Origin of the sequence: Cryobacterium sp. TMT2-17-1 (genome assembly GCF_004402765.1) — a bacterium.
GTDB lineage: Bacteria > Actinomycetota > Actinomycetes > Actinomycetales > Microbacteriaceae > Cryobacterium > Cryobacterium sandaracinum.
Map to the genome: position 1 here is coordinate 32,907 of NZ_SOGC01000039.1, position 21,040 is coordinate 53,946.

Below are 21,040 nucleotides of genomic sequence, written 5' to 3' on the forward strand. Positions count from 1 at the left end.
GCTCGCTGCAAGTCCCGTCATTGTTGGTCTGGCCCCCTCATCGTACAGACTGGGCTGTGTGGACCTTGGACTGGTTGTGTCGACGCTCGGCCGTGTCGAGGGTCTGAAGCGACTCTTCGATTCCCTGTCTGGTCAGCTATTGGTGGGTGACACGCTCCTTGTGGTCGCCCAGCGAAACCTGTCTGAAGTGGAGGCCCTCGCATCCGTCTATCGCTCGGAGAGCATGCGAATCATCGTGACGACGTCGCCGCCCGGGGCTGCCCGCGGCCGGAACGCGGGCGTCGCGGCGCTGCCGGCCGACCAGGATCTGCTGCTCAATTTTCCCAATGACACCACCTGGTACCCACCGGGCGCGCTGCAACGAATGAGGCTTCTCCCCGAGGGCTTCCTTGCGGGCGCCCTCACAGTGGTCGACGAGAACGGGCCTAAGTTCGTGCTGCCCGAGCCGGGCGCGGCCCTGACACGGTGGACGGTCTGGAGCGTGATCGAGATGGGCATCCTGATCCGGCGCAGCGTGTTCGACCGGATCGGGGGCTTCGACCCGGAGATTGGCACCGGCGCCCCGACGCCCTGGCAGGCCGGGGAGGCCACGGACCTGCTCCTGAAACTGATCCGTGCCGGGGAGCACCTCGGCTTCGCCTGGCAGCCGCCCGCGCTCACGGTGGGCGGGATCAGCGACCCGAGCGGGCTCAGCAGCGCGGAACGCCGTCACAAGCTGCGCGGCTACGGCCGCGGGCTGGGACGCCTGGTGACCCGCTGGCGGTATCCGTTGTGGTGGCGGTTCGCGTTCCTCGGCGGCGGTCTGTTCTTCGGTCTGCGCAATCGCGGCACGAACGCCCTCACTGACGGCTGGTGGGTGCTCCTCGGCCGGCTCGAAGGAATGCTCGGGCGCACCCTCGGCCCCGTCGGCACGCTCACCGCGGTGACCCGATGACGGCCGATCTGCCCGCCCCTCTCCGTCTGCGCCGGGCCATACTCAGCCTGATCACCCTGCTCGGGGGTGTATCGCTGGCCGTCATCCCCGCGGCCACGGTCGCCATCTCGTCCCGACTGTTCAGCCGGCCGGAGCAGGGCGTCATTGCCGTGGCGGTGATGGTGGCCACCTTCGCCGGCCAGCTCACCTTCGCGGTCGTGCTGGAATCCCGGCTCAGCTCGGCGGCAACCGACCGCCGGGTGGTGTTCCCGCTCTGGCTGGCCGGCCTTGCCCTGGTCGCCGCCGTGGTGATCGCCCTCAACGCCACGAACCCGGTCGTGCTCTGTCTCGGCCTGCCTCTGCTGATCGCCGCGCTGGAAGTGGGCCGGGGCGTCTCGGTCGCCGAGCGTCTCGACCTGCGGGAGATCTGGGCATCCATCGCCGTGGGGCTCGGTGCCCTCGCCGGTGTGGCGGCAGCGTTCACCGGCCAGGACTGGGCGCTGATCCCGCTCGTGGCCGGAATCGCCCTGGCCACCCTGGTGCGCTGCCTGCCGGTGACGCACCGGGCCAGTCGCCCCGAGCCGGCCGTGATGAGCTGGGTGGTGGCCGACACGGCGATCACCGGGGTGATCTATCCGCTCCTGAATGTCATGATCTTGACACTGATCGGGCCCGGCGGCGCAGTGCTGTTCACGGCGATCGCGACGGTGTCCGGCCTGCTCGCGATCCCTCTGAACTTCATGCGACTGCGGCTGCTCAAGGAGCATTCCCGCCTCGACATCGTGGTGTCGGCCGGCGCGGTGGTCGCGGCCGTGGTGGTGCTGATGATGCTGGAGCTCACCGGAGTGCTCGGCTTCATCTTCGGCGGCGTCTGGACCGGCTCGGCCGCCGTCCTGCCGCTGGTGCTCGCGTGCGGCTGGCGGGCCGCGTCGCTCGCCACGACGATTCCGTTCGCCGCGCTGCGCCGGATGGGCGAGGTGCGGCTGCTCACCGGGCTGCGCGCCGCAGTCTCCGTCATAGCGTTCGTCCTCGCCGGGATCGGCCTGGCGCTGAACAGCCTATCCGCCGTGTTTCTAGGGCTGCTCATCGCTGAGCTGGCCTCGGCGGTGGTCTACGAGCTCGCGCGACGCCGCCGGGTGCGCGCCGCCGCGCCGGTCGTGGCGGCCGCCGCATGAGCCGTGTCCTCGTCGATCTGCTCTTCTACACCGGCCGCAAGGGCGGCATGGAGTCGTACGTGCGGGAGGTGTACGGCCGGATCGAACCGGATGCCGGCGGGATCGAATTCATCGGCCTCGCGTCGAGCGAGCTGGCCGGCTCGGACACGTCCTGGTTCCCCGGCGAGATCGTCGACTCGGGCATCAGCGGTGAGAACCGGATCGCCTGGGCCCGCGGTGAGCTCGTCACCGTCGCCCGCGCGGCCCGCCGGCTGCGCGCCGATCTGGTGCACTGTCCGGCAAACCTCGGCCCGGTCTGGTCGCGGGTGCCCGTGGTGCTCACGGTGCATGACCTGCTGCCGTTCCGGCATCCGGAATACGTGCCTGGGGTCTATTCGCGCATTCTCCGCACCATGATCCGGGTGGCCGCGCACGGCGCCCGCCGCGTTCTCACCGTGAGCGTCGCCTCGGCAGAAGACATCGTGCGCTACCTGCGGGTTCCGGCCGCCCGCATCGACGTAGTGCCGCTCGCGGGCAAGGACCCGGCTGCGAACCCGGACCCTGTGCCTCTCCCCCGGTTGCCTGGCCGGCTAATGGCCGTGGGCAACCGGATGCCGCACAAGAACTTCCCCCTGCTGCTGGAGGCCCTCGCCCTGATCCCCGCCGCGTCCCGGCCGCACCTGACGGTCACCGGCAGCCACGGCGACGACCCGCTCACCCCCGCCGTTGCCCGGCTCGGTCTGGAGGCGTGGGTGTCACTGCGGGGCTGGCTGAGCGCCGAGGAACTCGACCGGTGCTACGCCGAGTCGAGCCTGATCGTGTTCCCGACTCTGTTCGAGGGCTTCGGCCTGCCGGTGCTGGAGGCCATGTCCCGAGGCTGCCCCGTGGTCTGCTCCGATATCCCGGTGCTGCACGAGGTCGCCGGCGACGCGGCCGTGTACGTGACGCCGCAGGATGCCGCCGCCCTCGCGGCGACGCTGTCCCGCCTACTCGACGACCCGGCCGAGCTGGCGCGCCTGTCAGCACAGGGCCGTGACCGCGCCCGCGCCTTCTCGTGGGCGAAGACCGCCCTGGACACCCTGGCGTCGTTTCAGCGGGCCCTCGCCGAGCGGTAGCGCGCCAGGATCTGGTCGACCGAGGCGCTCAGGCCGTGGCTGACCCGCTCGCGCCGGAACCAGTCGAGCGTGGAGCGTCTCAGGGGCTCGCCGGCCTCGACCGCTCGCACGATAGCCCCGCCAAGTTCGGCGGGCGCCACGGAAAGGGCCACGTAGCCGTTGACGCCGTCGACGACCAGCTCCGCTGCGGCGTTGTCGGGGCCCGCCACCACCACGCTGGGTGTGCCGAAGGCCGCCGCCTCGGCGATGACGAGCCCGAACCCCTCCCGGGCCGACGGGTTGACTAGCACCCGAGCACCCTGCACGAGGTCCCTCAGCTCGTCATCGCTCACCCGGCCGAGCAGCTCGACGGCGGAGTCCAGGCCGAGTTCGGTCACCCGGGCGGCCACGCGGGGCGTTTCCGGGCCGGTGCCCACGATAACCGCGCGCAGGGCCGGAACCTGGCTGCGGGCCTCCCGCAGGGCCGGAATGAGATCGATCACGCGTTTGTCGGCGATGTGCCGACCCACGAAGACCAGGTACGGGTCTTCGTGCCGTTCGGTCGTGGCATCGGGCTCGTCGCCGACGAGGTCGACCAGGCCCAGGGCGACCGGCTGGGCACGGCGCCGATAGCGGCGAAGCCGGGCACCGGTGAACTCGCTGTTGACGGTGTGCAGGTCACCGAGGCGGATGCCCACGGTCTGCAACAGGAAGGCGATCGTTCCCGGCAGCGCGCCGGCGTACTCCCGCCACTTCGGCCACGGCCAGACCTCGAGCCAGTCGGCGACCACGAGTGCCGGCGTGCCGACGAGGGCCAGCCGCACCGCGAACAGGTTCAGCACTGGCAGGGTGCTGACGACCACGACGTCGTAGCTTCCGCGCCGACGGAGGAAGTGGCGAAACAGCGCCGCTGCGAAAGCGATCGCGCTCCGTGGCGTGCGGGTGCCGCGGGCATCGTAGATGTCGCCCTGCCACACCGGCACGATGGTGAAAGGCACCGCCGGGGGCGCATCCGTCGGCCATTGCCGGCGGGTCACGTAGTCGACCGGGCACCGTCGGGCCCCGAAAAGCTCCGCCAGGCGGCGGTACACGCGTTCGCCGCCACCGGTGTTGACCGGGTAGAGGCAGTCGAAGGCGACCGCCACCCGCGGTTCAACCACGGACGGTCTCGGTCTCAGGCTCGGGCAACGCGGATGCATCGGTGTCGGTTTCTGCCTCGGCGGCATCGTCGGCCCGCGCGGATCTGACCGCCAGCCGGCCCGACCACAGCACGAAAAGGAGTGAAACGAGGCCGTAGAGGGCCACCAGGGTCATCGCGCCGAGCGGTGGCTCCCAGTCGGGGTTCTCCCACATTGTGCTGAACGATTCGTCCGTGCCGACCACGTAGCGCCGCAGCACCAGGAAGAACGCCCCCAGGCCGTAGACGGCGACGAGGGTGACGCCGATCCAGGTCAGGCGGGTGGACAGGAACGCCAGACGCCGCCCCGAACGCCCGGACAGGAGCCAGGCGGCCACGAGCGTCACCCCCACGTAGAGGAAGAGCCCGTAGCGGCCCTGCCAGATGATGCCGGTCTGGTGCACGCTGTAGCCCTGCACGAGAGCGGGGACCAGCACCGCGGCAGCCGCAACGACACCCATGGTCACTACGCTGCGTCGGTCCAGTCCGGTGCAGGCGAGCGCCACCAAGATGGCCGTGGCGGCCACGAACGGCCAGTAGTTCGGCCCGGAGAGGGGCGTGTCGAGCCAACCGAAGAACCCGATGGCCTGATGAAAATAGTCCGGCGTCAGGCGGATGACATAGGCGAAGCCCTGCACGAAGGAGGCCCCCACCTGGGGCGCATCCGAGGCATCCGCCTGGCCGGAGAGGCTGCCGCCGCGGAGGGTCCAGAGGATCGAGAACAGCCCGCCGGCCGCCACGAAAGCCAGCCCGAGATAGGAGGAACCCGTCGTGAAAAGAGTCTTCACCGCCCGCCAACCTGTGGCCGCGAAGCACAGCCCGACCACGACCACGAGCCACAGCGGCCCCGTCGCTCGAGCGGTGACCAGCACGATCGACGCAACCGTGACGATGAGCCAGAGGTGGCGACGGGATAGCGACGACACCACTCCCGGGTCACGGCCGTCGAAGTGCTGCAGCAGCCGGAGCAGGGAGATCCAGAGCGCGCCGGCCGCAGCGATCTCGATGCCGTTGGGATTAACAGATCCGAAGAGGTACACGACCATGGGCGCCGCAAGAAAGGCCTGCCCGAACGGCAGCCAGCGGGAACGCCGCACCGACATAGCGGATTGGAAGGCCCAGGCCACGAAGACCGAGCACAGCAGGCCGCTGATGATGCGCATGGAGTAGATCCCGGCCGATCCGTCGAGCAGGAGAGTCGGCCAGCCGACGAGGTAGTAGTAGATCGGGTTGTACGCGCTCACCCAGGTGTTGAACGAATCGTTGCCGCCTTCGTCCCCGAGTTCGAACCCGCAGTCTGCGGTCATCTCCGAGTGGAAGAGGTAGCAGACGATCTGCTGGCTGTAGGAATACTCCTCCGGCAGGTCGACGACGGAGTGTTTGACCCCTTCCACGGCGTGCCCGGTGAGGTCACCCCGAACCTGTGCGATGGCCTTCGTTGCGTGGGCGTTCTCGTCGGGGACGGAGAAAATCGGGCTGGCCAGCGACCACAGGGTGGCGAGCGTCGCCATCAGGGCGAAGGCCGTCCAGAAGACGGACCGGGTGTGCGCTGGTTCGTAGCGGACGCGGGGTGCCGTCCGGGAAGACAGCGCCCTCATGGCACGTCTCGTGGGAGGTGGTCTCGCCGTTGCGCAGACGCCCGCACGACAGACGTGATGTGAATGAACAGACCGGCGGCGGGCCCGATGACCAGAGCTGCAATCACGCGATCACCGATGGCCCAGGGCATCAGCACCGCGCCCATGGCGATGACGGCCGCAACGACCCACCCGGCCGTGTAGGCGGTGTGACTGTCACGGGAAAGAACGGCCGGCCCGGTCACGAAGAGCCCGGCGATCATCCCAGATGCGAACACCAGCGGAACCAGGAGGTCGCTCACCTGCCTCACCGTGTCGCCGAACAGCCAGACGAAGACCTGTTCGCCCCAGAGCGCCGTCATCCCCGCGAAGACCGCAGTACCGATCGCGACGACCGTGAGGAAAAGGACCAGAGCGCGGATGATGCTCGCTTCACGGGACGCAAAGAAGACCAGCAGGTAACTCTGAAATGCAGTGAGTGGCACGAGCAGGGGCGCCCGGAGGAGTGTGATAGCCAGAATGAGAGCGCCGAAATAGGTCCGGTCGACTCCGTCAGCGAACAGCGCGAGGAGCGCCGGGAACCCGGTGACCATCGCCGCCATGGCCGCAGCCGCCAGCATGGTGCGGGAACTGTTCCAGAGCAGGCCGCGATAGGTGCCGTCGACGTACCGTGCACGTGCCAGCCGCTTGCGGGCAACCAGCAGGGCGATTCCCATCATGATCGGGAACGGTGCGATCACAGCCCAGGCCAGCCAGGTCTGGTCACCGCCGAGCGCGAGCACCGTCAGGACCGCTGCGAGGCGCAGAGCGCCATCCAGGCCCACGATCAGAGCCAGGTCCGCCCAGAGTCCCAGTCCGGAGAGGACCCCGCTGAGGGAGGCGACCGCGACACAGGCCACCGCTCCCACCGCCAACGGCACGACCAGTCCGAGCTGACTCGCCCCGAAAGCCGGGAGCGCCCAGAGCGGGAAACTCACCGCGATCACGATACCGACGATCCCGGCCGCGAGAAGAACGAACTTCGGGACCGGAACGCGGGGCTGCCCCGGTGCCTCGGCGGTGGTGCGTGCGCGGGTGCGCGCCGATACGGCTCGGGTCATCTCCTGTTGAAGGCCGAAGAGACATCCCACGATGAAGTAGAGAACGGCCCAGAAGACAGCGAACACAGAATAGGCAGCGAGGCCGGCCTGCTGGGCCACCGCCAAGGTGACGAGATAGCCGGAAACCCCGGCCACCACGGCCGCTCCCCCGATGAGGAGGATGCTGAGCTTTCCCCGCCGGCCGCTGCCGGTGGATTCACTCACCGAAATGATTCCTGGGCGCTCCAAGCTGAGCTCACCATGTCGCTCAGGGAGCGGGTCGCTGACCATCCCAGGACTCGACCGATCTTGTCGACCTCGGCGACCACGGAGGCAGGGTCGCCCGGGCGGGGAGACTCGACGGACGGGTGCAGGTCGGTACCGGAGACAACGGCAACCTCGTTGACCACATCACGCACCGAATACCCCCGTCCTGTCCCGACGTTGAAAACGTCGAAGGCATCGGCCTGCACCTGGAGCCGGGACAGTGCCGCGATGTGCGCATCCGCGAGATCGGCTACATGGATGAAGTCCCTGACACACGTGCCGTCGGCCGTGTCGTACGTGTCGCCGAAGATGACGGGGTTCTTACCCTCGGCCATCTTCTGGAAGACCATCGGTATCAGATTGAGCACTGCTCGGTCGGCCAGCTCGGGCCGGGCGGCGCCCGCCACGTTGAAGTAGCGCAGGCTGATTGCGCGCAGTGGCCGCACCGCTGTCTCGTCTCGGATCATCCACTCGCCGACGAGCTTGGTCTCGCCGTAGGGGTTCACCGGCCGTGTCTCGTCCGTTTCCAGGAGCGGGACCCCGGCACCGTTGCCGTACACAGCGGCCGAAGATGAGAAGACCAGGCGGGACACCCCCGCCTCGCCCATGGCCGCCAACAGATTGGCCAGACCACCGAGGTTCTGCTGGAAATACCATGTGGGGCGCTGCACCGACTCGCCGACCTGCTTACGCGCGGCCAGGTGCACGACCTCGTCCACATCGTGCTCGATCATCAGGTCGCGAAGGCGTGCGACCGCGGTGTCTTCGGACAACTCCAAACGCACGATCGGCACGCCGGGCACCCGGCCTTCGATGCCGGTGACGACGTCGTCCGCGATCACGACCGACCGCCCCTGCTTGCACAGAAGATCCACGATATGAGCTCCGATGTAGCCTGTGCCACCGGTCACCAGGGTTGTCATGCGGGGTTGACATCTTCCGTCGGGGTTCGGCCTTCGCGCGCCGTGATTGCTTCGGTCAGTGCGATCTGGCGGGCCAGGTCGGTTATCTGCCGGTCGAGTCGCCGGTTGTGAGCGGATGACGTGACGGCGAAGCCGAGGAAGACCACGATCAGCCCGTAGAGGAGCAGGTCCGTTCCGCGGCCGACTCCGAGCACGGCAGCGACCGAGTTGGTCAGGTTCGGGAAGATGACGGCGATGACCGCACTCACCATGACCAGCAACAGAGTCAGACGACGGATGGCCATTCCACGCGCACCGCGGCGGGGCAGCAGGATCACCAGACCCAGAACCGCGAAGACTGTGATCAAGACAACCTTGATCAGGATTTGATTAGCGTCCATGGGGTTCCGTCCCTCGCAGTCCGGTCATTTGAAGATGAGGTCGCTGATAATGTTGACGGAGTTCCAGACGGACTGGCCCTTCGACCTCGAATAGTCCGTATAGATGATGTGCACCGGCTGCTCGGCGTACCGGAGTCCCAGCCGCCCGATTTCATTGACGATCTCGGAGGCGTGGGCCATCCGGTTCTGGGTCACTCGAATCGAACTCGCCGCCTGGCGAGACAGGGCCCGAAGTCCGTTGTGCGCATCGGTGAGGCGCACACCGGACGTGACGTTCTGGAAGACGACGGCGGCCTTGAGCACCAGCCGTTTGATCGCGCCGGGTTTCGTGCGGTCGTCGAGGAAGCGCGACCCCACCACGATATCCAGCGGCTCCGTCGCCAGGCGCCTGACCATGTCCAGAGCATCCTCGACCCGGTGCTGCCCGTCGGAGTCAAAGGTCACGAAGTACTCTGCCCCCGGGTCGGTGAGCGCATACCGCAGGCCGGTCTGCAGCGACGCGCCCTGGCCCAGATTGATGGGGTGATGCACGACGTGGGCACCGGCCCGCCGTGCCGCCTCGGCGGAGTCGTCGGTGCTGCCGTCGTCCACGCACACCACGTGGGGGAAAGTCTCCCTGGCGTGACGGATGACGTCCCCCACCACGGCTGCTTCATTGAAGAGCGGGATGACGAGCCACGTCTTTTCCGCGACCATCCGGTCCGCTTCGCTCATCGCCACATCCGTCGGACTAACGCCCTTGGTCGTATCATCTGCCTTATAACCCATCGGACTTGGCTGTGCCTTTCCCACTCGCTCTCGAGCCTAGGCCCTTGCTCCCTGGGGGACGGACCCGGAACAACAGTGCGTAGGCGACCCTTAATGCGCGTTGCGGGAGTGCCCTGAACGCACTTCGGACCAGCAGGTTCGCATACATTCGAGGCGTTCTGATCAGACCGTACGAGCGCAGGTTGCGCTGCATCTGCACCTCCGCGGCGAACATCCCTCGGGCGGACCGACGCTTGAACATGGCCGGGTCGGCCCGGAATAGGAGCAGCGGCTCCGCGAGATTCAGCATCGGATAGCCCCCGGCAGCCAGCCGGGCGAACAGGTCGTAGTCCTCCATATTGGGGACATGACGCACGCCGCCGACCGCCAGGGCCGCGTCCCGGTCCAGGAAGAGCGTCGGATTGTTGATCGGGCTGTTGGTCAGAACGTATCGCCGGATCCGTTCTTCCGTGAGCGGCATAACCCGCAGTCCGACGATGTTCTCCTCGTCGCCCTCGAATTCCAGCATGGCGGCGCCGATCGCCGCGTAGTGCCCACCGGAGGCGGCCTGCGCCTGCATTTCCAGCCGGTTGGGCAGGGAGACGTCATCGGCGTCCATCCGGGCGACCCAGCGGTTTTTCGCCGCTTCAATGCCGGCCTGCATCGCGTAGGCCACGCCCCGATTCTGCGCCAGGGAGATTCGGCGCACCCGGGAGTCGACCCCGCCGAGTTCGGCCACGACCGCGTCAAGGCCCGCGCCCAACGGCCCGTCCTCCACGATCAGGATTTCGTCGGCCGGAAGAGTCTGTTCCTGCATACTCCCGAGGGCCCTGCGCAGGTGGCCGGGCTCGACTCCGCTGTAGACGGGGATCACCACGGTGATCGGTTCGAAGGATTCGCCGACTGGGCTCACGGTGCTATCCATCCTTCTGTTCGTTGTACCCCGCTGCCGGGGATTATCTGCGCTCCCGACTAGGGTCGAAGTACCTATGGTACGTGGCCCACTAGATGGAGCGCGCACCCGTTCACGCCCCATCCGTCTTCCAGATATCGGGGCTGCCGGTATTCTCGACGGAATCCGGGTCGCCTCCGAGAGATTGATATGACCGTGTCACACGAGCAAACCATCACCCCCGCCGCCCCGCCCCAGTCGCGATGGAGGCGCCTCTTCATCGCCCTCTGGGTGCCAGTCGTTCTGGTCATTGCCTCGTTCGGGATGTCAGCCGTCGTGACCGCGAACCACGGACCGGCTCTCTCCCCTGTTGACGAGTGGGTCTATGTCGACTACCTGTTCAAACTCCCCGTTCAGGGCATCGTGCATGAGGGCGAGAAGATCGGCAAGGAAGCCCTCGTCATCATGTCGTGCGACGGCGTCACGCCGTACGGCCCGATGGGCCCGGCGTGCGGCAGCAGCGTCGCAGACCTGTCGACATTCCCGTATAAGGGCGTCACGTCGGCCGATGCTTACACTCCCGCCTACTTCGCGGTGACGCGTGTGATCGGAGACGCCGTCCACACGCTCACGGGCATCAGCCAGCTCTCGTCATGGCGGGTCACCGGGGCGCTCTGGCTCGGGCTGGCCTCCGTGCTTCTGCACCTCCTACTTCGGCAGTGGCGCATCCGGCGCCCGGTCATCCTCGGCCTTGGGTTGGCCCTGATCGCATCGCCGTTCGCCTGGTGGACCTATACGTATATCAGCACGGACGCTCCCTCCCTCGCCTTCGGCATCCTCATCCTCCTGGCGGCGGTAAAGATCGGCCGGGGCCAGTGGTCCGGGTGGTGGCTCGCGGTGATCTCAACGGCGGCGGTTCTCTTCAAAGTGACGAATGTTCTCGGCGTCTGCCTGGCTGCTCTGTACTTGCTCATACTGTGGCTGCTGGAGCGGAAAGAAACACAGTGGGCAGGCTGGAAGACTCGCAGACCATATCAGCGGAACCGGTCATCGCTCGGGCTACTTTTCTTCGCCGTCCTCGCGCTCGGCGCGTCGGTAGGCGCCCAGCTGGCCTGGCTGGCATTCCGCTCAGCAGAAGCGGTCGGCATCCCCGTCGATCAGGCGATCGGCATTCCGCTCACGCCTGAGGAGCTCGTCTCTCAGGTCGCGACGTTCCTTCCCGGCACAATCACCTCCAACGTCAATATCTCGGGCTCGTCCGACCTTGCCTATGCGATTCCCGGCTTCGTGGTTGCGCCGCTCTCATGGATTTGCGTGGCCGGGGTGCTGGGAGCCTTTTGGGCCCTGCGCAAGGGATCGAAGCTCACCCCTATGGTGGTGTCTGTGACGATGGCCGCTCTGTTCTTCGCGCCCATGCTCGCAATCATGATCCATGTGACGACCGGCAACTACTTTCCGCTGCCGCCGCGGTACGGAGCCTCGATCCTAGGGTCGTTCCTGCTGCTGGCCGGTCTCACGATCCGGAACCGCTGGGCTGTTGGCATCCTCGTAACCTACTCAGTCGCCCTTTACGCTTACGTTCTCGTCAACGCACCGTTGCTTGCCTGACACGGGCCCGGCGGCAGAGAACTGGCCCCGTGCGCTGTGCGCGCGGGGCCAGTTCTCTGGAAACCACGAAACGGCGGTTCCGGTCAGCTCCGCGTTCCACCGGTTCCAGGCGTCCAGGTGAGAACGCCACCGGAGAACGACTGAGTGCACACCGAGGCTCCGTCGCACGTCATCTCAGTCTTGGGCCAACCGATCGAGCCGCCCAGGCCTCCGAGCGCGTTGTAGTACGTGCGCATCTCGCCTCGGAGGGCATAGGCGCCGAACTGCTTCGACGCGGCGATGGCCCCCTTCTCGAAGGTCTGCACCGATCCTCCCCCGTTCGCGGCGACGAAGATCTCGCCACTGGTGGGCCATCCCAGGGCGCCTGTGGGTCCACCGGAAGTCGTGTAGGCACCGTTGATGGCGGTCCCGACGATCGATGCACCCTGTGTCGACGACCAGTACAGCGTGCCGCCCACGAACATCTGTGAACACCGCGAGGCATCGCTGCAGGACTGATCCCCGGTGGGCCATCCCAGCGTTCCGCCTATGCCACCGGCCTGATTGAACGCGGTGCGGATGTCCCCGGTAAGAGCGTGCGCTCCGCCGTTCGCAGACCAGGCGATGGCGCCCTTCTCGAATGCTTCAACCACACCGCCGCCGTTGGCTGACAGTGCCACGACGCCGGACGTCGGCCGGCCGAGTGAGCCGCTTGTGCCACCCAGCTGGTCGTACAGGCCCACCATCCTGGCGTCGACGTAGGCCCCCTGACCAGCGGTCGTCCAGTAGAGCTTCGCACCCTGGAACGATTGTGAGCAGTCGGCTTGTCCGCAGACCTGGTCCGACGTCGGCCAGCCGGCCGATCCGCCGATTCCGCCGACTGTGCCGAAGTAATCGCGCAGGGCACCGGAGAGTACGTGCGCCCCGCCGTTCGGGGACCAGGCGATGGCACCCTTGGCGAATCCCTGCACGCGCCCGCCACCGTTGACGGTGAGCGTCGATGGCGCCGTGGTCGGCAGGCCCAGGCTTCCCGCCGGACCACCGGCAGCCGTGTAGGCCCCCAGCAGTGCGGTCGGCACGAAGCTGCCGCCCGCGGCAGGCGAGGCATAGAACGTGCCTCCGGTAAAGGCCTGCTTGCACAGACCCGTCCCGTCGCAGGTCTGGGCGGCGGTCGCCCACCCGGGTTCGCCGGTGATTCCACCGGCTCGCGCCAGCTGGTTCCGGATCTCCCCGGTCAGGAGCCACGCTCCGGCCTTGGAGGACACGATGGCGCCCTTTTGGAAGCCCTGGACCGTGCCGCCACCGTTCTCAGCGACAACGTTAGGGTCTGTGATCGGCCATCCCAGCGCGCCCGTGATGCCCCCCGCCGCTCCATAGGCGGTGCGGATGGCGCCCGTGAGGACGTACGCGGTGGTGCCGGTTGACCAGGCGATGGCGCCGTTGACGTAGCCGCGAACGTAGCCGCCGCCGTTTGCCGTGTATTTGGTGACGCGCGTCGTCGGAGCACCCAGGTACCCGCCAGAACCGCCGGTACGCTGGTAGGCCCCTTCAATGTAGGTCTCGGGTCCTTCGATCGGAGATCCGAACCAGTCCGAGTACATGCGCCAGAAATTGCGGTTGCCGTACGAACTGCAGGTGTTGCCCGAGCCGTAGAGATTCGAGAGAGCCGGCCCGTTGGGCTGGTACGGCGTGTAGTTGTAGAGCCCGGCCGTGGCCTGGTTCCTGATGTAGACCGAGCTACTTCCGCACGCGGTATTCGGGTGGTACCACACGGCGTTCCAGCGATCAGGAGCGTGACGCCACCGGGTCGGATTGTTGGCGTAGTACTGGAATTGCAGCGCGGCCGCGTAGACTTGGTTGAAGAAGCCGTAGTAACTCGTGTCACAGTCGGCCGTGTCAGGGCATCCGTAGCCGGTGGCGCTGCGATACTGCCGCGCCGACGGCCAATCGTCCGTCACGATCCCCTGTTCCTTTTCGAGCAGAACGATTATTGCTTTCTGGCTGATATCACAAGCAAGGCCCACCTTGGCAATGATCTGCGCGGCGGACTCATTGGCTTGGCCCACATAAGCGGCGCAGTCGTCGGAGACCGCGGCGCGCGTTGGCGTGTCCTGTCGATAGTCCTTCAAACAGACGTAGCCAGCACGACACGTCGGCACCCTCTCATTAAGGAATTGCTGAACCTGGGATGCGCTCATGGCGGACCCGTCGAAGAACAGGTTGTCGCTGATGATGTATGCCGGATCAAAAAAAGAAGCATCGGCAGCCTGGGCAGCTGGCGGCGGAGCGACTGCCATAAGAAGTGCGCCGGCAAGGGCCACCGCCAGCGTCAGCCCAGTCAGGCGTTTGAATCTCACAGGATCTCCATCTTGGTCGGCATGACGCCGGGTTGGCCAGGCGATCCCAGCAGCGAGAGATTCAGGCTCTCGTCGGCTACACCATTCCCCTGGAGGTAAGCAGATCCCAAGGCTATCGACTCACAGGGGATGCGGAGCCTGCAACACGACACGATTTCGCCTAGACTTGTCCAGGTCCGGCCCCACAATCGAGAGTTGTTCATGTCATTGGCACAAGCCCGCGATCGCGAACAGCGAGTTGCAAGGGAGAACCTCAAACCGGTCGGGCAGTCGACACATTTTGTGACCGGCACCTGGGCCTCCCTCAAGGACGTCTGGGGCAGCCGCGAGCTGACCTCCCTTCTGGTGCGACGAGAGCTCAAGGCACGTTACAAAGACAGCTCGCTCGGCATTGTCTGGAGCCTCGTCCGACCTCTCGCCCAGCTGCTCATCTACTACTTCGCTATCGGCCAAATCCTGGGCGTAGCACGCAGCATTCCGAGCTTCGCGATCTTCGTCTTCGTCGGGCTCACCACATGGGGGCTATTCGTCGAGATCGTCCAAGGCGGAACGACCTCCATCACCAACAACTCCGGCTTGATCAAGAAGATCTACTTGCCACGTGAGATCTTCCCGCTGGCAAGCGTCGGCGGTGCCCTCTTCAATTTTGGCGTGCAACTCATCATCCTCATTCTGGCCACGATAGTGGCCGGCCAGATTCCTCTTGACTTCAATCTGTTGTACGCCCCACTCTCGCTCGCTGTCCTCATCTCCTTCGCCACCGGGTTGGGGATACTCCTCGCCGGTTTGAACGTCTACTTGCGTGACGTGCAGCACCTTGTCGAGGTGGCGATCATGGTTCTCTTCTGGGCTTCGCCGATCGTTTACTCATTCTCTTTCGTGCACGACAAGCTCCAGGGAAACTGGCTCGAACAGATGTACCTAGCCAATCCGATTACCGTCGCCGTGCTCGGGATGCAGCGTGCATTCTGGGTGGCCGGCACCACCGAATCCACCTCGCAGAACTGGCCGGACGACCTGGCCATCCGGCTGTGGATCGCCCTGGGCATCAGTATCGTGATCCTCTGGATCGGCCAGCGCATCTTCTCGCGCATTCAAGGCAATTTCGCACAGGAGCTGTAACCCGATGACCACGCCGACAATCATTCACGTGGAAGATGTCTCCAAAAGATTCGTCATGCACAAAGACAAGTCCATCAAGGAACGCATCCTCAACTTTTCCCGGGCGCGTAAGCACCAAGACGATTTTTGGGCCCTCAAGGACATATCCCTCGATATCACCATGGGCACAACCGTGGGACTCGTCGGTCACAACGGATCGGGCAAGAGCACGCTGCTGAAGGTCGTCGGCGGGATCATCCAGCCCACGACTGGCAATGTCAGCCGGCGCGGGCGGATGGCTGCTCTCCTCGAGCTGGGTGCGGGGTTCCACCCGGATCTCACCGGCCGGGAGAACGTGTACCTTAACTCCGCCATCCTCGGACTCAGCCGCAGCGAAACCGACAGGTACTTCGATGAGATTGTGGACTTCTCCGGCATCGAGGACTTCATTGATACCCAGGTTAAGTTCTATAGTTCGGGCATGTACGTCAGACTGGCGTTCGCCGTGGCCGTGCACGTCGACCCCGACCTGCTCCTCGTCGACGAAGTTCTTGCCGTGGGAGACGAACCGTTCCAGCGCAAGTGCATGGCCAAGATCGCGCAGTTCCAAGCCGAAGGCCGAACGATCGTCCTGGTCAGCCACTCCGCCGAACAGGTCGGTGCACTCTGCGACAGAGTCGTCGTACTCGAACACGGTGAGATGCTCCACGACGGCGACCCGGCACAGGCGCTGCGGGTGCTCCGAGGCAGTTTCTCCGACGAGCAGGTCCGGCATGAGGAGAAACTCGAGGCTGAAGGCAGGCCAGAGCACCACGTCGTCGCGGTCCCCCAGGTCAGCGTGACCGCATCGCGGCTGGACGCAGCCAGCGTCATTGCTCCGGGCTCCGACATCTACGTGAGCGTGCAGTACGAGGTTCTCGAAACCATCGACCCCTGGCTGATCGGCGTTGCCCTCGAGACCGCGGTCGGCAATGTGGTCTATCGGATGACAACCCGTGAACTCGGTGAGAAACTCCCGCTGGAACCCGGCACCTATAAGTTGAACGTGACGTTCAAGAATCACAATCTGGGTGGGGGTTCGTACTCCGTCAGCGTTGGCCTGGCCTATGAGGCCGGCGAAACGATCCTGGTCGTGAACCCTGCCGCCACGTTCGAGGTCGCCGACTACGGCATCGGGCGTGGCGCGATCCGTCTGGATGTCGAATCGAGCGTGCAGCGGCTAGAGGCCGCCCGGGCCGCCGGCCTCACCTAGAGACCGCCCAGCATCGAACGCAGCTTCCGGAAGGTCCGGTTCACCCAGCTGTGCCGGATTCGGCTCAGGGTGCGGAAGAGCTGGCTCGAGTAGAGCTCGGCCTGTTCCTGCCTCATCGTGGTGAGCGCGTCTTCCTGCTCGAGTAGCTCTGCCTCGAGCTTGATTGTGGCTGCCTCGAGCTCGATCGCGGCCGCCTTGAGCTCGTTGGAGAGTGCCTCCATCCGGATCCACTCACGCACGTAGGAGCCGAAAGCGGCCTGAACGTTCTCGTGTCCCTGAATCTGCTGAGGGGTGAGCTTACTGACCGGCCTGCGCCGTTCCGAGACGAACTCGAGCAGGTCCTCGAGCCGTTCCGGTAGGAGATACACGCGAGTCCAGTCGCGACGCACCAGGGCCGCCTCCGCGACCGCGTCGTCGAATCCTTCGGAGATCTCTACGACGATTTCCGCAGCCGTCTTTGTGCCCGCTCGCCTGCCGGAAAAGTTCTCCCAGCGGGCGTCCTCGATGTTCGCCCGGGTGATCCAGCCAGGGCCTCCGAAATGGTCGTAGCAGTACACGGGGACGCCGGCGACGATCGAGTACTGCACCGTCTTGCCGATGGAGATCATCGCGTCGGTGCCGGCCAGGGTATCGGGCGTCACCCGACGCGGCGTGGCGCCCAGCTCGGATTGGGAGCCGATGACGACCAGGTCGAACCGTTCCCGGATCCCCTCAAACGCGGCGACGAGTTCGGGCGGGATGTGATTGGAGACCACCGTGATTCGACGCTCGTTGTTCGGGGTCGGTGAAACGTCGCCGAATCGGGCTGGTGCAGCGTTCCCCATGACTTGGAGACGATCTGGGTCCACATCCTCGTAGACCCCCGTCGCCCGATGGATTTCAAGCGATCGCGGTGACTCGAACAGAACGGCGGTGGCCAATGCCGATTCCAAGACCGCAGCCATCGTGAACTCAGCCGGGAGAATCGATGACATGTGGTGGAACACGAACAGGATCTCGTCGGCGTGTTCCAGTACGACCACTGGAATAATGGAGTGCTGAATCCAAGCGAGGTCAGGAAGCCGCTCCTGAAGGTTCGCAGCGAGGGCGTCCTCCCACAACTCAAACACCGTGACACCCTCAATCCGGTCGAACTCCTGGCGGATGGGATAGCCGAAGGAGTGGGTCGCGATGACGACCTCCACACCTTGCCCGGCAAGATACTCCGCCAGCTCCAGGGTGACGATCTCGGCGCCCATGTAGCGCAGCAGGTGCGCCTGAGTGATTAGGAACTTCGACCCTTTTAGCTGCATTTCAGATCCTTGGAAGTCGTGGAGTCGGGCCAGACGAGAGTCACTCAGATTTTCCGCGACTTCTCCAGCGATCCCGAGTCCAGGGCAGCCTGGTCGGTGAGATCCGTCAGCGTCGCCGCTCGGTAACTCGTCCACTTCCGCACCTGGTAGCGCGGGTTCATGGCGAGCCAGAAGAGCCGTCGCTTCCAGCTGAAGTCACGATCTCTGAGGATGCGCAGCGTGTCGCCGACGACTCCCCGAGTGGTGAGGCGAAGTTGCGTCCGACCCGTCATGGGCGGAATCGGGAAACCGATCTGTCGTAGGCCGATGGTCTCGTCGAAGATCCGCTTGCCGTACTCGGACAGAGTGAGGTCGTTGGAGTGCTCGACTGCTGCGCGACCGGCATACGCTTTGCGATAGCCGGCCTCGATCAGGTCCTTGCCGAAAAGCTGGTCCTCCGCGTAGCGAACATCGCGGTAGGGGATGGTGTTGAGCAGGAAGTCGCGCCGCGCGGCCGAATTGACGTCCGAGTAGAAACTGATGGCGTTCAGCACGCCCTCACTCTGCACGAACGCGTCCTTGTAGAACACAGAGGTGCCGAAGTCCGGCCCGAAGCCCGCGAATACGCCCTGGATCTCATACTTGAGCAGAGGGAAGCAGCCGGCGCGCGGAAGCTGCTTGCCCATCACGGCGACGATACGCTCGTCGAGCCGGAACGGTTCCAACAGTTCGCGCAGCCACTGACGCGAGGCCGGGATGGCGTCGTGGGTCAGGTAGGCCACGAACTCGCCGGTCGCCAGCTGTGCGGCCAGGTTGCGGGTCTTGCCGTGGCCGAACTCCGAATTCGGGATCTCGTGCAGGCGCACCGAAGGGAATCGGCGCACGATGTCCAGGGTCGAATCCGTCGACCCAGAATCGACCACGAGCACCTCGACGGCACCGTCCAGCTCCTGACCGAGTACTTCGGTCAGGATGCGTTCGAGGTAGTCCTCACCGTTGTAGGTGAGGATCGCGACCGTTGCACGGATCGGGGTCGCGGCGGTTGGATCAGTCATTCGGGTGGTCTCGGATCTCTTCGTAGGTCAGCCTGACGCCCTCGTCAAGCTCGGTCATGTCTGCGGTTCCGAACTCCGCCCGGTAGCGCTCAGTGTCCAGCACGACCCGGTCGACGAACGTGGGCGGGGCCGGTCGTTCCTCGACAGCGAAGTCGATTCCGGTGACCCGGTGCAGGGAGTTGATGATGTCGGTCACCGAGTAGCCGATGCCGCTGCCCAGGTTGTACAGGTCGAATTCGGTGTCCACGCCCACCATCGGCGTCACCATCCGAACCAGGTCCTCCACATAGACGTAGTCGCGCACCATCAACCCGTTACCGAGCCGGATCACCGGCCTGCCCAAGGAGATCTGGCGCAGGGCGATCGGGATCAGACCCTGCTTCTTGTTGGGCTTCTGGCGCGTGCCGTAGGGGTTCGAAATACGCAACGCGGTGGACTCGAGGCCGTGCGTGGCCTTGAAGTAGTGCAGGTAGTGCTCAATCGACAGCTTGCCGATCCCATACGGGGAAATCGGCAGCGCCCGGTCCATCTCGGAATACTCGGCCTTGCCCTGCGGACCGTAGATGGCACCGCCGGTCGAGGCGAAGTAGAACCGCTTGATCCCCGCGGTCGCGGCCGATTCGAGGAGTTCAACGGTCTGGGCGACGTTGGTGCGGATGTCCAGGGTCGGATCGCTCTCCGCGGTCGCCGGGCTCGTGGTCGAGAGGAAGTGGAAGACGTAGTCCTGGCCGTCGACGGCCCCCTCGAGATCCGAGCGGCTGAGGAACTCACCCTGCAGGACCCGAACTCCCGGGGCGGTGAAGGTCGGCTGCTGCGAGCTAAACCGGTCGAAGGCGGTGACGGAGTGCCCGCCGGCGGCGAGAGAATCGACCAGGTGGGAGCCGATGAAGCCGTTGGCGCCGATGACGACTGTCCTAGCCACGCATGGCCCCTTCGAACGCCGCGAGGAATTGCACGCCGGAATCCGACCAGTTGACCTGGGCGACCGACTCCGACATCGCGATCGATCGTGCGACCGCATCGGGGTGGTCGAACACCTCGGCCATCTTGCGCGCGATGGCCAGCGGCGAGGCAGGCACGTACTCGATGAAGGGGTTGTCCGAGACCATCCGGTTGTTCGGCCCGTCGTTGACCACGGGAGTGACACCGCTTGACAACAGTTCCAGCGGAAGCAGGGACATATTGGACAGCGACATCACCAGACCCGCGGCGCAGCGGTTATACACGGCGTTGAGTTCGGAGATGTCGAGGCTCGAGAGGTTCGTGTATTCGAATGGGATGTTCCAGTTCGAGACGTCCCAACCGGCCAGGTTGATGCGCACCTCGGGCTTGAGCCGGGCGAACTCCGTCAGGGCGAGCAGCCCGAATTCGAAGGCGCGGCGTGGTGTGACCGGGCGGGCATAGAAGAAGACCTCAGTGCGCCGTCCCACATTCGTGACGCTGTAGTGGGTCTTGTCCACCGCGAAATCGAAGTGGTCCGTGGTCATGCCATATTCGGTGGCGAGCTTGTGGGCCAGCCACCCGCCGGCGGTGATGCCGTGAAAGCCGAATTTGTAAGTGTTGCCAGCTAGCAGGGATTCGGTGCCAAGCGGGTAGAAGCTGGCCTCGTAGTCCTGCACGAAATAGAACCGGCGAGCATCGGACTTGTCAAGGTAGGTTGGATAGGCGGTCTCCCACCCGGTGGCGACGAGGGCTTGGGTACTCGCGTCGACGCCCTGCTCGCGGTCGTACATCGTGATGCGGGCCGCTACTTCCGGGTATGCCCCGGCAGACTTCAACATCGCGCGGATGTCGGGGATGCTCACGGCGGCGGCACTCGTCGTGTAGAGATAGATCGAACAGCGGTGCCCGGCTTTCTCGGCGATGTCGATGAACCGGAACAGGTTTTGGTGCCCCCCGCTCTCGAGCCCGGGAGGCGACATGATCCAGGCGATGTCCACAGGGCCCTCCTCGACTACGGTCGGCGAGACGCGCCAATGCGGGGACTGGGTCCAGTCCAGCTCCGCCGCATCCTCGTTCGCGACGAGCATGACGGTCTCATGGCGCGCGATCTTCGTGCTGGCCTTGGTCAGGCTGCGCACGATGAAGACGCGCGGGCCCTCCGCGCGCAGAACACGCACGGGTCGAAGGGCGATGTGCAGCGCCTTGCCAACATAAACTCGGAGACCCTGTTCGCGGATAATACGAAGGCTCCTGCGGAACACGGTCAAGAGA

General features: G+C 65.5%; 18 protein-coding genes. 6 read left to right on the forward strand and 12 right to left on the reverse strand.

What is annotated here, in order from left to right; all coding sequences use genetic code 11:
* The first annotated feature begins 58 nt into the window (after positions 1 to 58).
* The 3 genes from E3O47_RS11030 to E3O47_RS11040 are packed head-to-tail and all read left to right on the forward strand — an operon-like array spanning position 59 to position 3,182.
* The gene (locus tag E3O47_RS11030; RefSeq protein ID WP_134420523.1) at positions 59 to 934 is read left to right on the forward strand and encodes a hypothetical protein; all 876 of its coding nucleotides are present in this window, start codon (positions 59 to 61) and stop codon (positions 932 to 934) included.
* Positions 931 to 2,088, forward strand: a complete 1,158-nt coding sequence (locus E3O47_RS11035) for a hypothetical protein (RefSeq protein WP_134420525.1) — start codon at positions 931 to 933, stop codon at positions 2,086 to 2,088. The genes E3O47_RS11030 and E3O47_RS11035 overlap by 4 nt, the downstream gene beginning before the upstream one ends.
* A complete protein-coding gene (locus tag E3O47_RS11040) occupies positions 2,085 to 3,182 on the forward strand; it encodes a glycosyltransferase family 1 protein (protein ID WP_134420527.1) in 1,098 nt (365 codons plus the stop codon). The genes E3O47_RS11035 and E3O47_RS11040 overlap by 4 nt, the downstream gene beginning before the upstream one ends.
* Here the strand turns inward: E3O47_RS11040 and E3O47_RS11045 are convergent.
* From E3O47_RS11045 to E3O47_RS11075, 7 genes are read right to left on the reverse strand one after another with little or no spacing between them, the layout of a single operon-like run.
* A complete protein-coding gene (locus E3O47_RS11045) occupies positions 3,158 to 4,321 on the reverse strand; it encodes a glycosyltransferase family 4 protein (protein WP_166785383.1) in 1,164 nt (387 codons plus the stop codon). The two genes, E3O47_RS11040 and E3O47_RS11045, sit on opposite strands and share 25 nt — an antisense overlap.
* On the reverse strand, positions 4,314 to 5,936 hold the full coding sequence (locus tag E3O47_RS11050; RefSeq protein WP_134420531.1) for a DUF2142 domain-containing protein: 1,623 nt from the start codon (positions 5,934 to 5,936) through the stop codon (positions 4,314 to 4,316). The genes E3O47_RS11045 and E3O47_RS11050 overlap by 8 nt, the downstream gene beginning before the upstream one ends.
* Positions 5,933 to 7,219: a hypothetical protein gene (locus E3O47_RS11055; protein WP_134420533.1), complete on the reverse strand. Its 1,287-nt coding sequence runs from the start codon at positions 7,217 to 7,219 to the stop codon at positions 5,933 to 5,935. Before E3O47_RS11055 ends, E3O47_RS11050 begins: the two co-directional genes overlap by 4 nt.
* A complete protein-coding gene (galE, locus tag E3O47_RS11060) occupies positions 7,216 to 8,184 on the reverse strand; it encodes a UDP-glucose 4-epimerase GalE (protein WP_134420535.1) in 969 nt (322 codons plus the stop codon). Before galE ends, E3O47_RS11055 begins: the two co-directional genes overlap by 4 nt.
* Entirely contained in the window at positions 8,181 to 8,564 is a 384-nt protein-coding gene (locus E3O47_RS11065) for a DUF2304 domain-containing protein (protein WP_134401211.1), read from the reverse strand. Before E3O47_RS11065 ends, galE begins: the two co-directional genes overlap by 4 nt.
* 24 nt (positions 8,565 to 8,588) lie before the next feature.
* Complete coding sequence (locus tag E3O47_RS11070) at positions 8,589 to 9,278, reverse strand: glycosyltransferase family 2 protein (RefSeq protein WP_134401285.1); 690 nt, start codon at positions 9,276 to 9,278, stop codon at positions 8,589 to 8,591.
* 43 nt (positions 9,279 to 9,321) lie between these two features.
* A complete protein-coding gene (locus E3O47_RS11075) occupies positions 9,322 to 10,224 on the reverse strand; it encodes a glycosyltransferase (RefSeq protein ID WP_166785384.1) in 903 nt (300 codons plus the stop codon).
* Between the two features lie 195 nt (positions 10,225 to 10,419).
* Here E3O47_RS11075 and E3O47_RS11080 point away from each other — a divergent pair, with 195 nt between their 5' ends.
* Positions 10,420 to 11,811, forward strand: coding sequence for a hypothetical protein (locus E3O47_RS11080; RefSeq protein WP_134420539.1), 1,392 nt, complete (start codon positions 10,420 to 10,422; stop codon positions 11,809 to 11,811).
* 83 nt (positions 11,812 to 11,894) lie between these two features.
* On the opposite strand, the gene E3O47_RS11085 is transcribed toward E3O47_RS11080, so the two are convergent.
* Positions 11,895 to 14,147 (reverse strand): hypothetical protein, encoded by a 2,253-nt coding sequence (locus E3O47_RS11085; RefSeq protein ID WP_134401214.1) that lies wholly within the window; start codon positions 14,145 to 14,147, stop codon positions 11,895 to 11,897.
* Positions 14,148 to 14,348: 201 nt separating this feature from the next.
* On the opposite strand from E3O47_RS11085, the gene E3O47_RS11090 reads away from it, so the two are divergent.
* Positions 14,349 to 15,269, forward strand: a complete 921-nt coding sequence (locus E3O47_RS11090) for an ABC transporter permease (RefSeq protein ID WP_134420541.1) — start codon at positions 14,349 to 14,351, stop codon at positions 15,267 to 15,269.
* Between the two features lie 4 nt (positions 15,270 to 15,273).
* Positions 15,274 to 16,500: an ABC transporter ATP-binding protein gene (locus E3O47_RS11095; RefSeq protein WP_134420543.1), complete on the forward strand. Its 1,227-nt coding sequence runs from the start codon at positions 15,274 to 15,276 to the stop codon at positions 16,498 to 16,500.
* On the opposite strand, the gene E3O47_RS11100 is transcribed toward E3O47_RS11095, so the two are convergent.
* From E3O47_RS11100 to E3O47_RS11115, 4 genes are read right to left on the reverse strand one after another with little or no spacing between them, the layout of a single operon-like run.
* Entirely contained in the window at positions 16,497 to 17,792 is a 1,296-nt protein-coding gene (locus tag E3O47_RS11100) for a glycosyltransferase family 4 protein (protein WP_134420545.1), read from the reverse strand. The genes E3O47_RS11095 and E3O47_RS11100 overlap by 4 nt on opposite strands.
* A 44-nt stretch (positions 17,793 to 17,836) precedes the next feature.
* Positions 17,837 to 18,826: a glycosyltransferase family 2 protein gene (locus tag E3O47_RS11105; protein ID WP_166785385.1), complete on the reverse strand. Its 990-nt coding sequence runs from the start codon at positions 18,824 to 18,826 to the stop codon at positions 17,837 to 17,839.
* Positions 18,819 to 19,748: an NAD-dependent epimerase/dehydratase family protein gene (locus tag E3O47_RS11110; RefSeq protein ID WP_134401218.1), complete on the reverse strand. Its 930-nt coding sequence runs from the start codon at positions 19,746 to 19,748 to the stop codon at positions 18,819 to 18,821. Before E3O47_RS11110 ends, E3O47_RS11105 begins: the two co-directional genes overlap by 8 nt.
* A complete protein-coding gene (locus E3O47_RS11115) occupies positions 19,741 to 20,946 on the reverse strand; it encodes a glycosyltransferase family 1 protein (RefSeq protein WP_134401219.1) in 1,206 nt (401 codons plus the stop codon). Before E3O47_RS11115 ends, E3O47_RS11110 begins: the two co-directional genes overlap by 8 nt.
* Between the last annotated feature and the right edge of the window lie 94 nt (positions 20,947 to 21,040).

What these genes read in the sequence shown, in the direction of transcription:
- E3O47_RS11070 (WP_134401285.1), bottom strand. Translation starts at nt 9,278, where the DNA reads ATGAGCGAAGCGGACCGGATGGTCGCGGAAAAGACGTGGCTCGTCATC.
- E3O47_RS11065 (WP_134401211.1), bottom strand. Translation starts at nt 8,564, where the DNA reads ATGGACGCTAATCAAATCCTGATCAAGGTTGTCTTGATCACAGTCTTC.
- E3O47_RS11105 (WP_166785385.1), bottom strand. Translation starts at nt 18,826, where the DNA reads ATGACTGATCCAACCGCCGCGACCCCGATCCGTGCAACGGTCGCGATC.
- E3O47_RS11100 (WP_134420545.1), bottom strand. Translation starts at nt 17,792, where the DNA reads ATGCAGCTAAAAGGGTCGAAGTTCCTAATCACTCAGGCGCACCTGCTG.
- E3O47_RS11050 (WP_134420531.1), bottom strand. Translation starts at nt 5,936, where the DNA reads ATGAGGGCGCTGTCTTCCCGGACGGCACCCCGCGTCCGCTACGAACCA.
- E3O47_RS11095 (WP_134420543.1), top strand. Translation starts at nt 15,274, where the DNA reads ATGACCACGCCGACAATCATTCACGTGGAAGATGTCTCCAAAAGATTC.
- E3O47_RS11040 (WP_134420527.1), top strand. Translation starts at nt 2,085, where the DNA reads ATGAGCCGTGTCCTCGTCGATCTGCTCTTCTACACCGGCCGCAAGGGC.
- E3O47_RS11090 (WP_134420541.1), top strand. Translation starts at nt 14,349, where the DNA reads ATGTCATTGGCACAAGCCCGCGATCGCGAACAGCGAGTTGCAAGGGAG.
- galE (WP_134420535.1), bottom strand. Translation starts at nt 8,184, where the DNA reads ATGACAACCCTGGTGACCGGTGGCACAGGCTACATCGGAGCTCATATC.
- E3O47_RS11035 (WP_134420525.1), top strand. Translation starts at nt 931, where the DNA reads ATGACGGCCGATCTGCCCGCCCCTCTCCGTCTGCGCCGGGCCATACTC.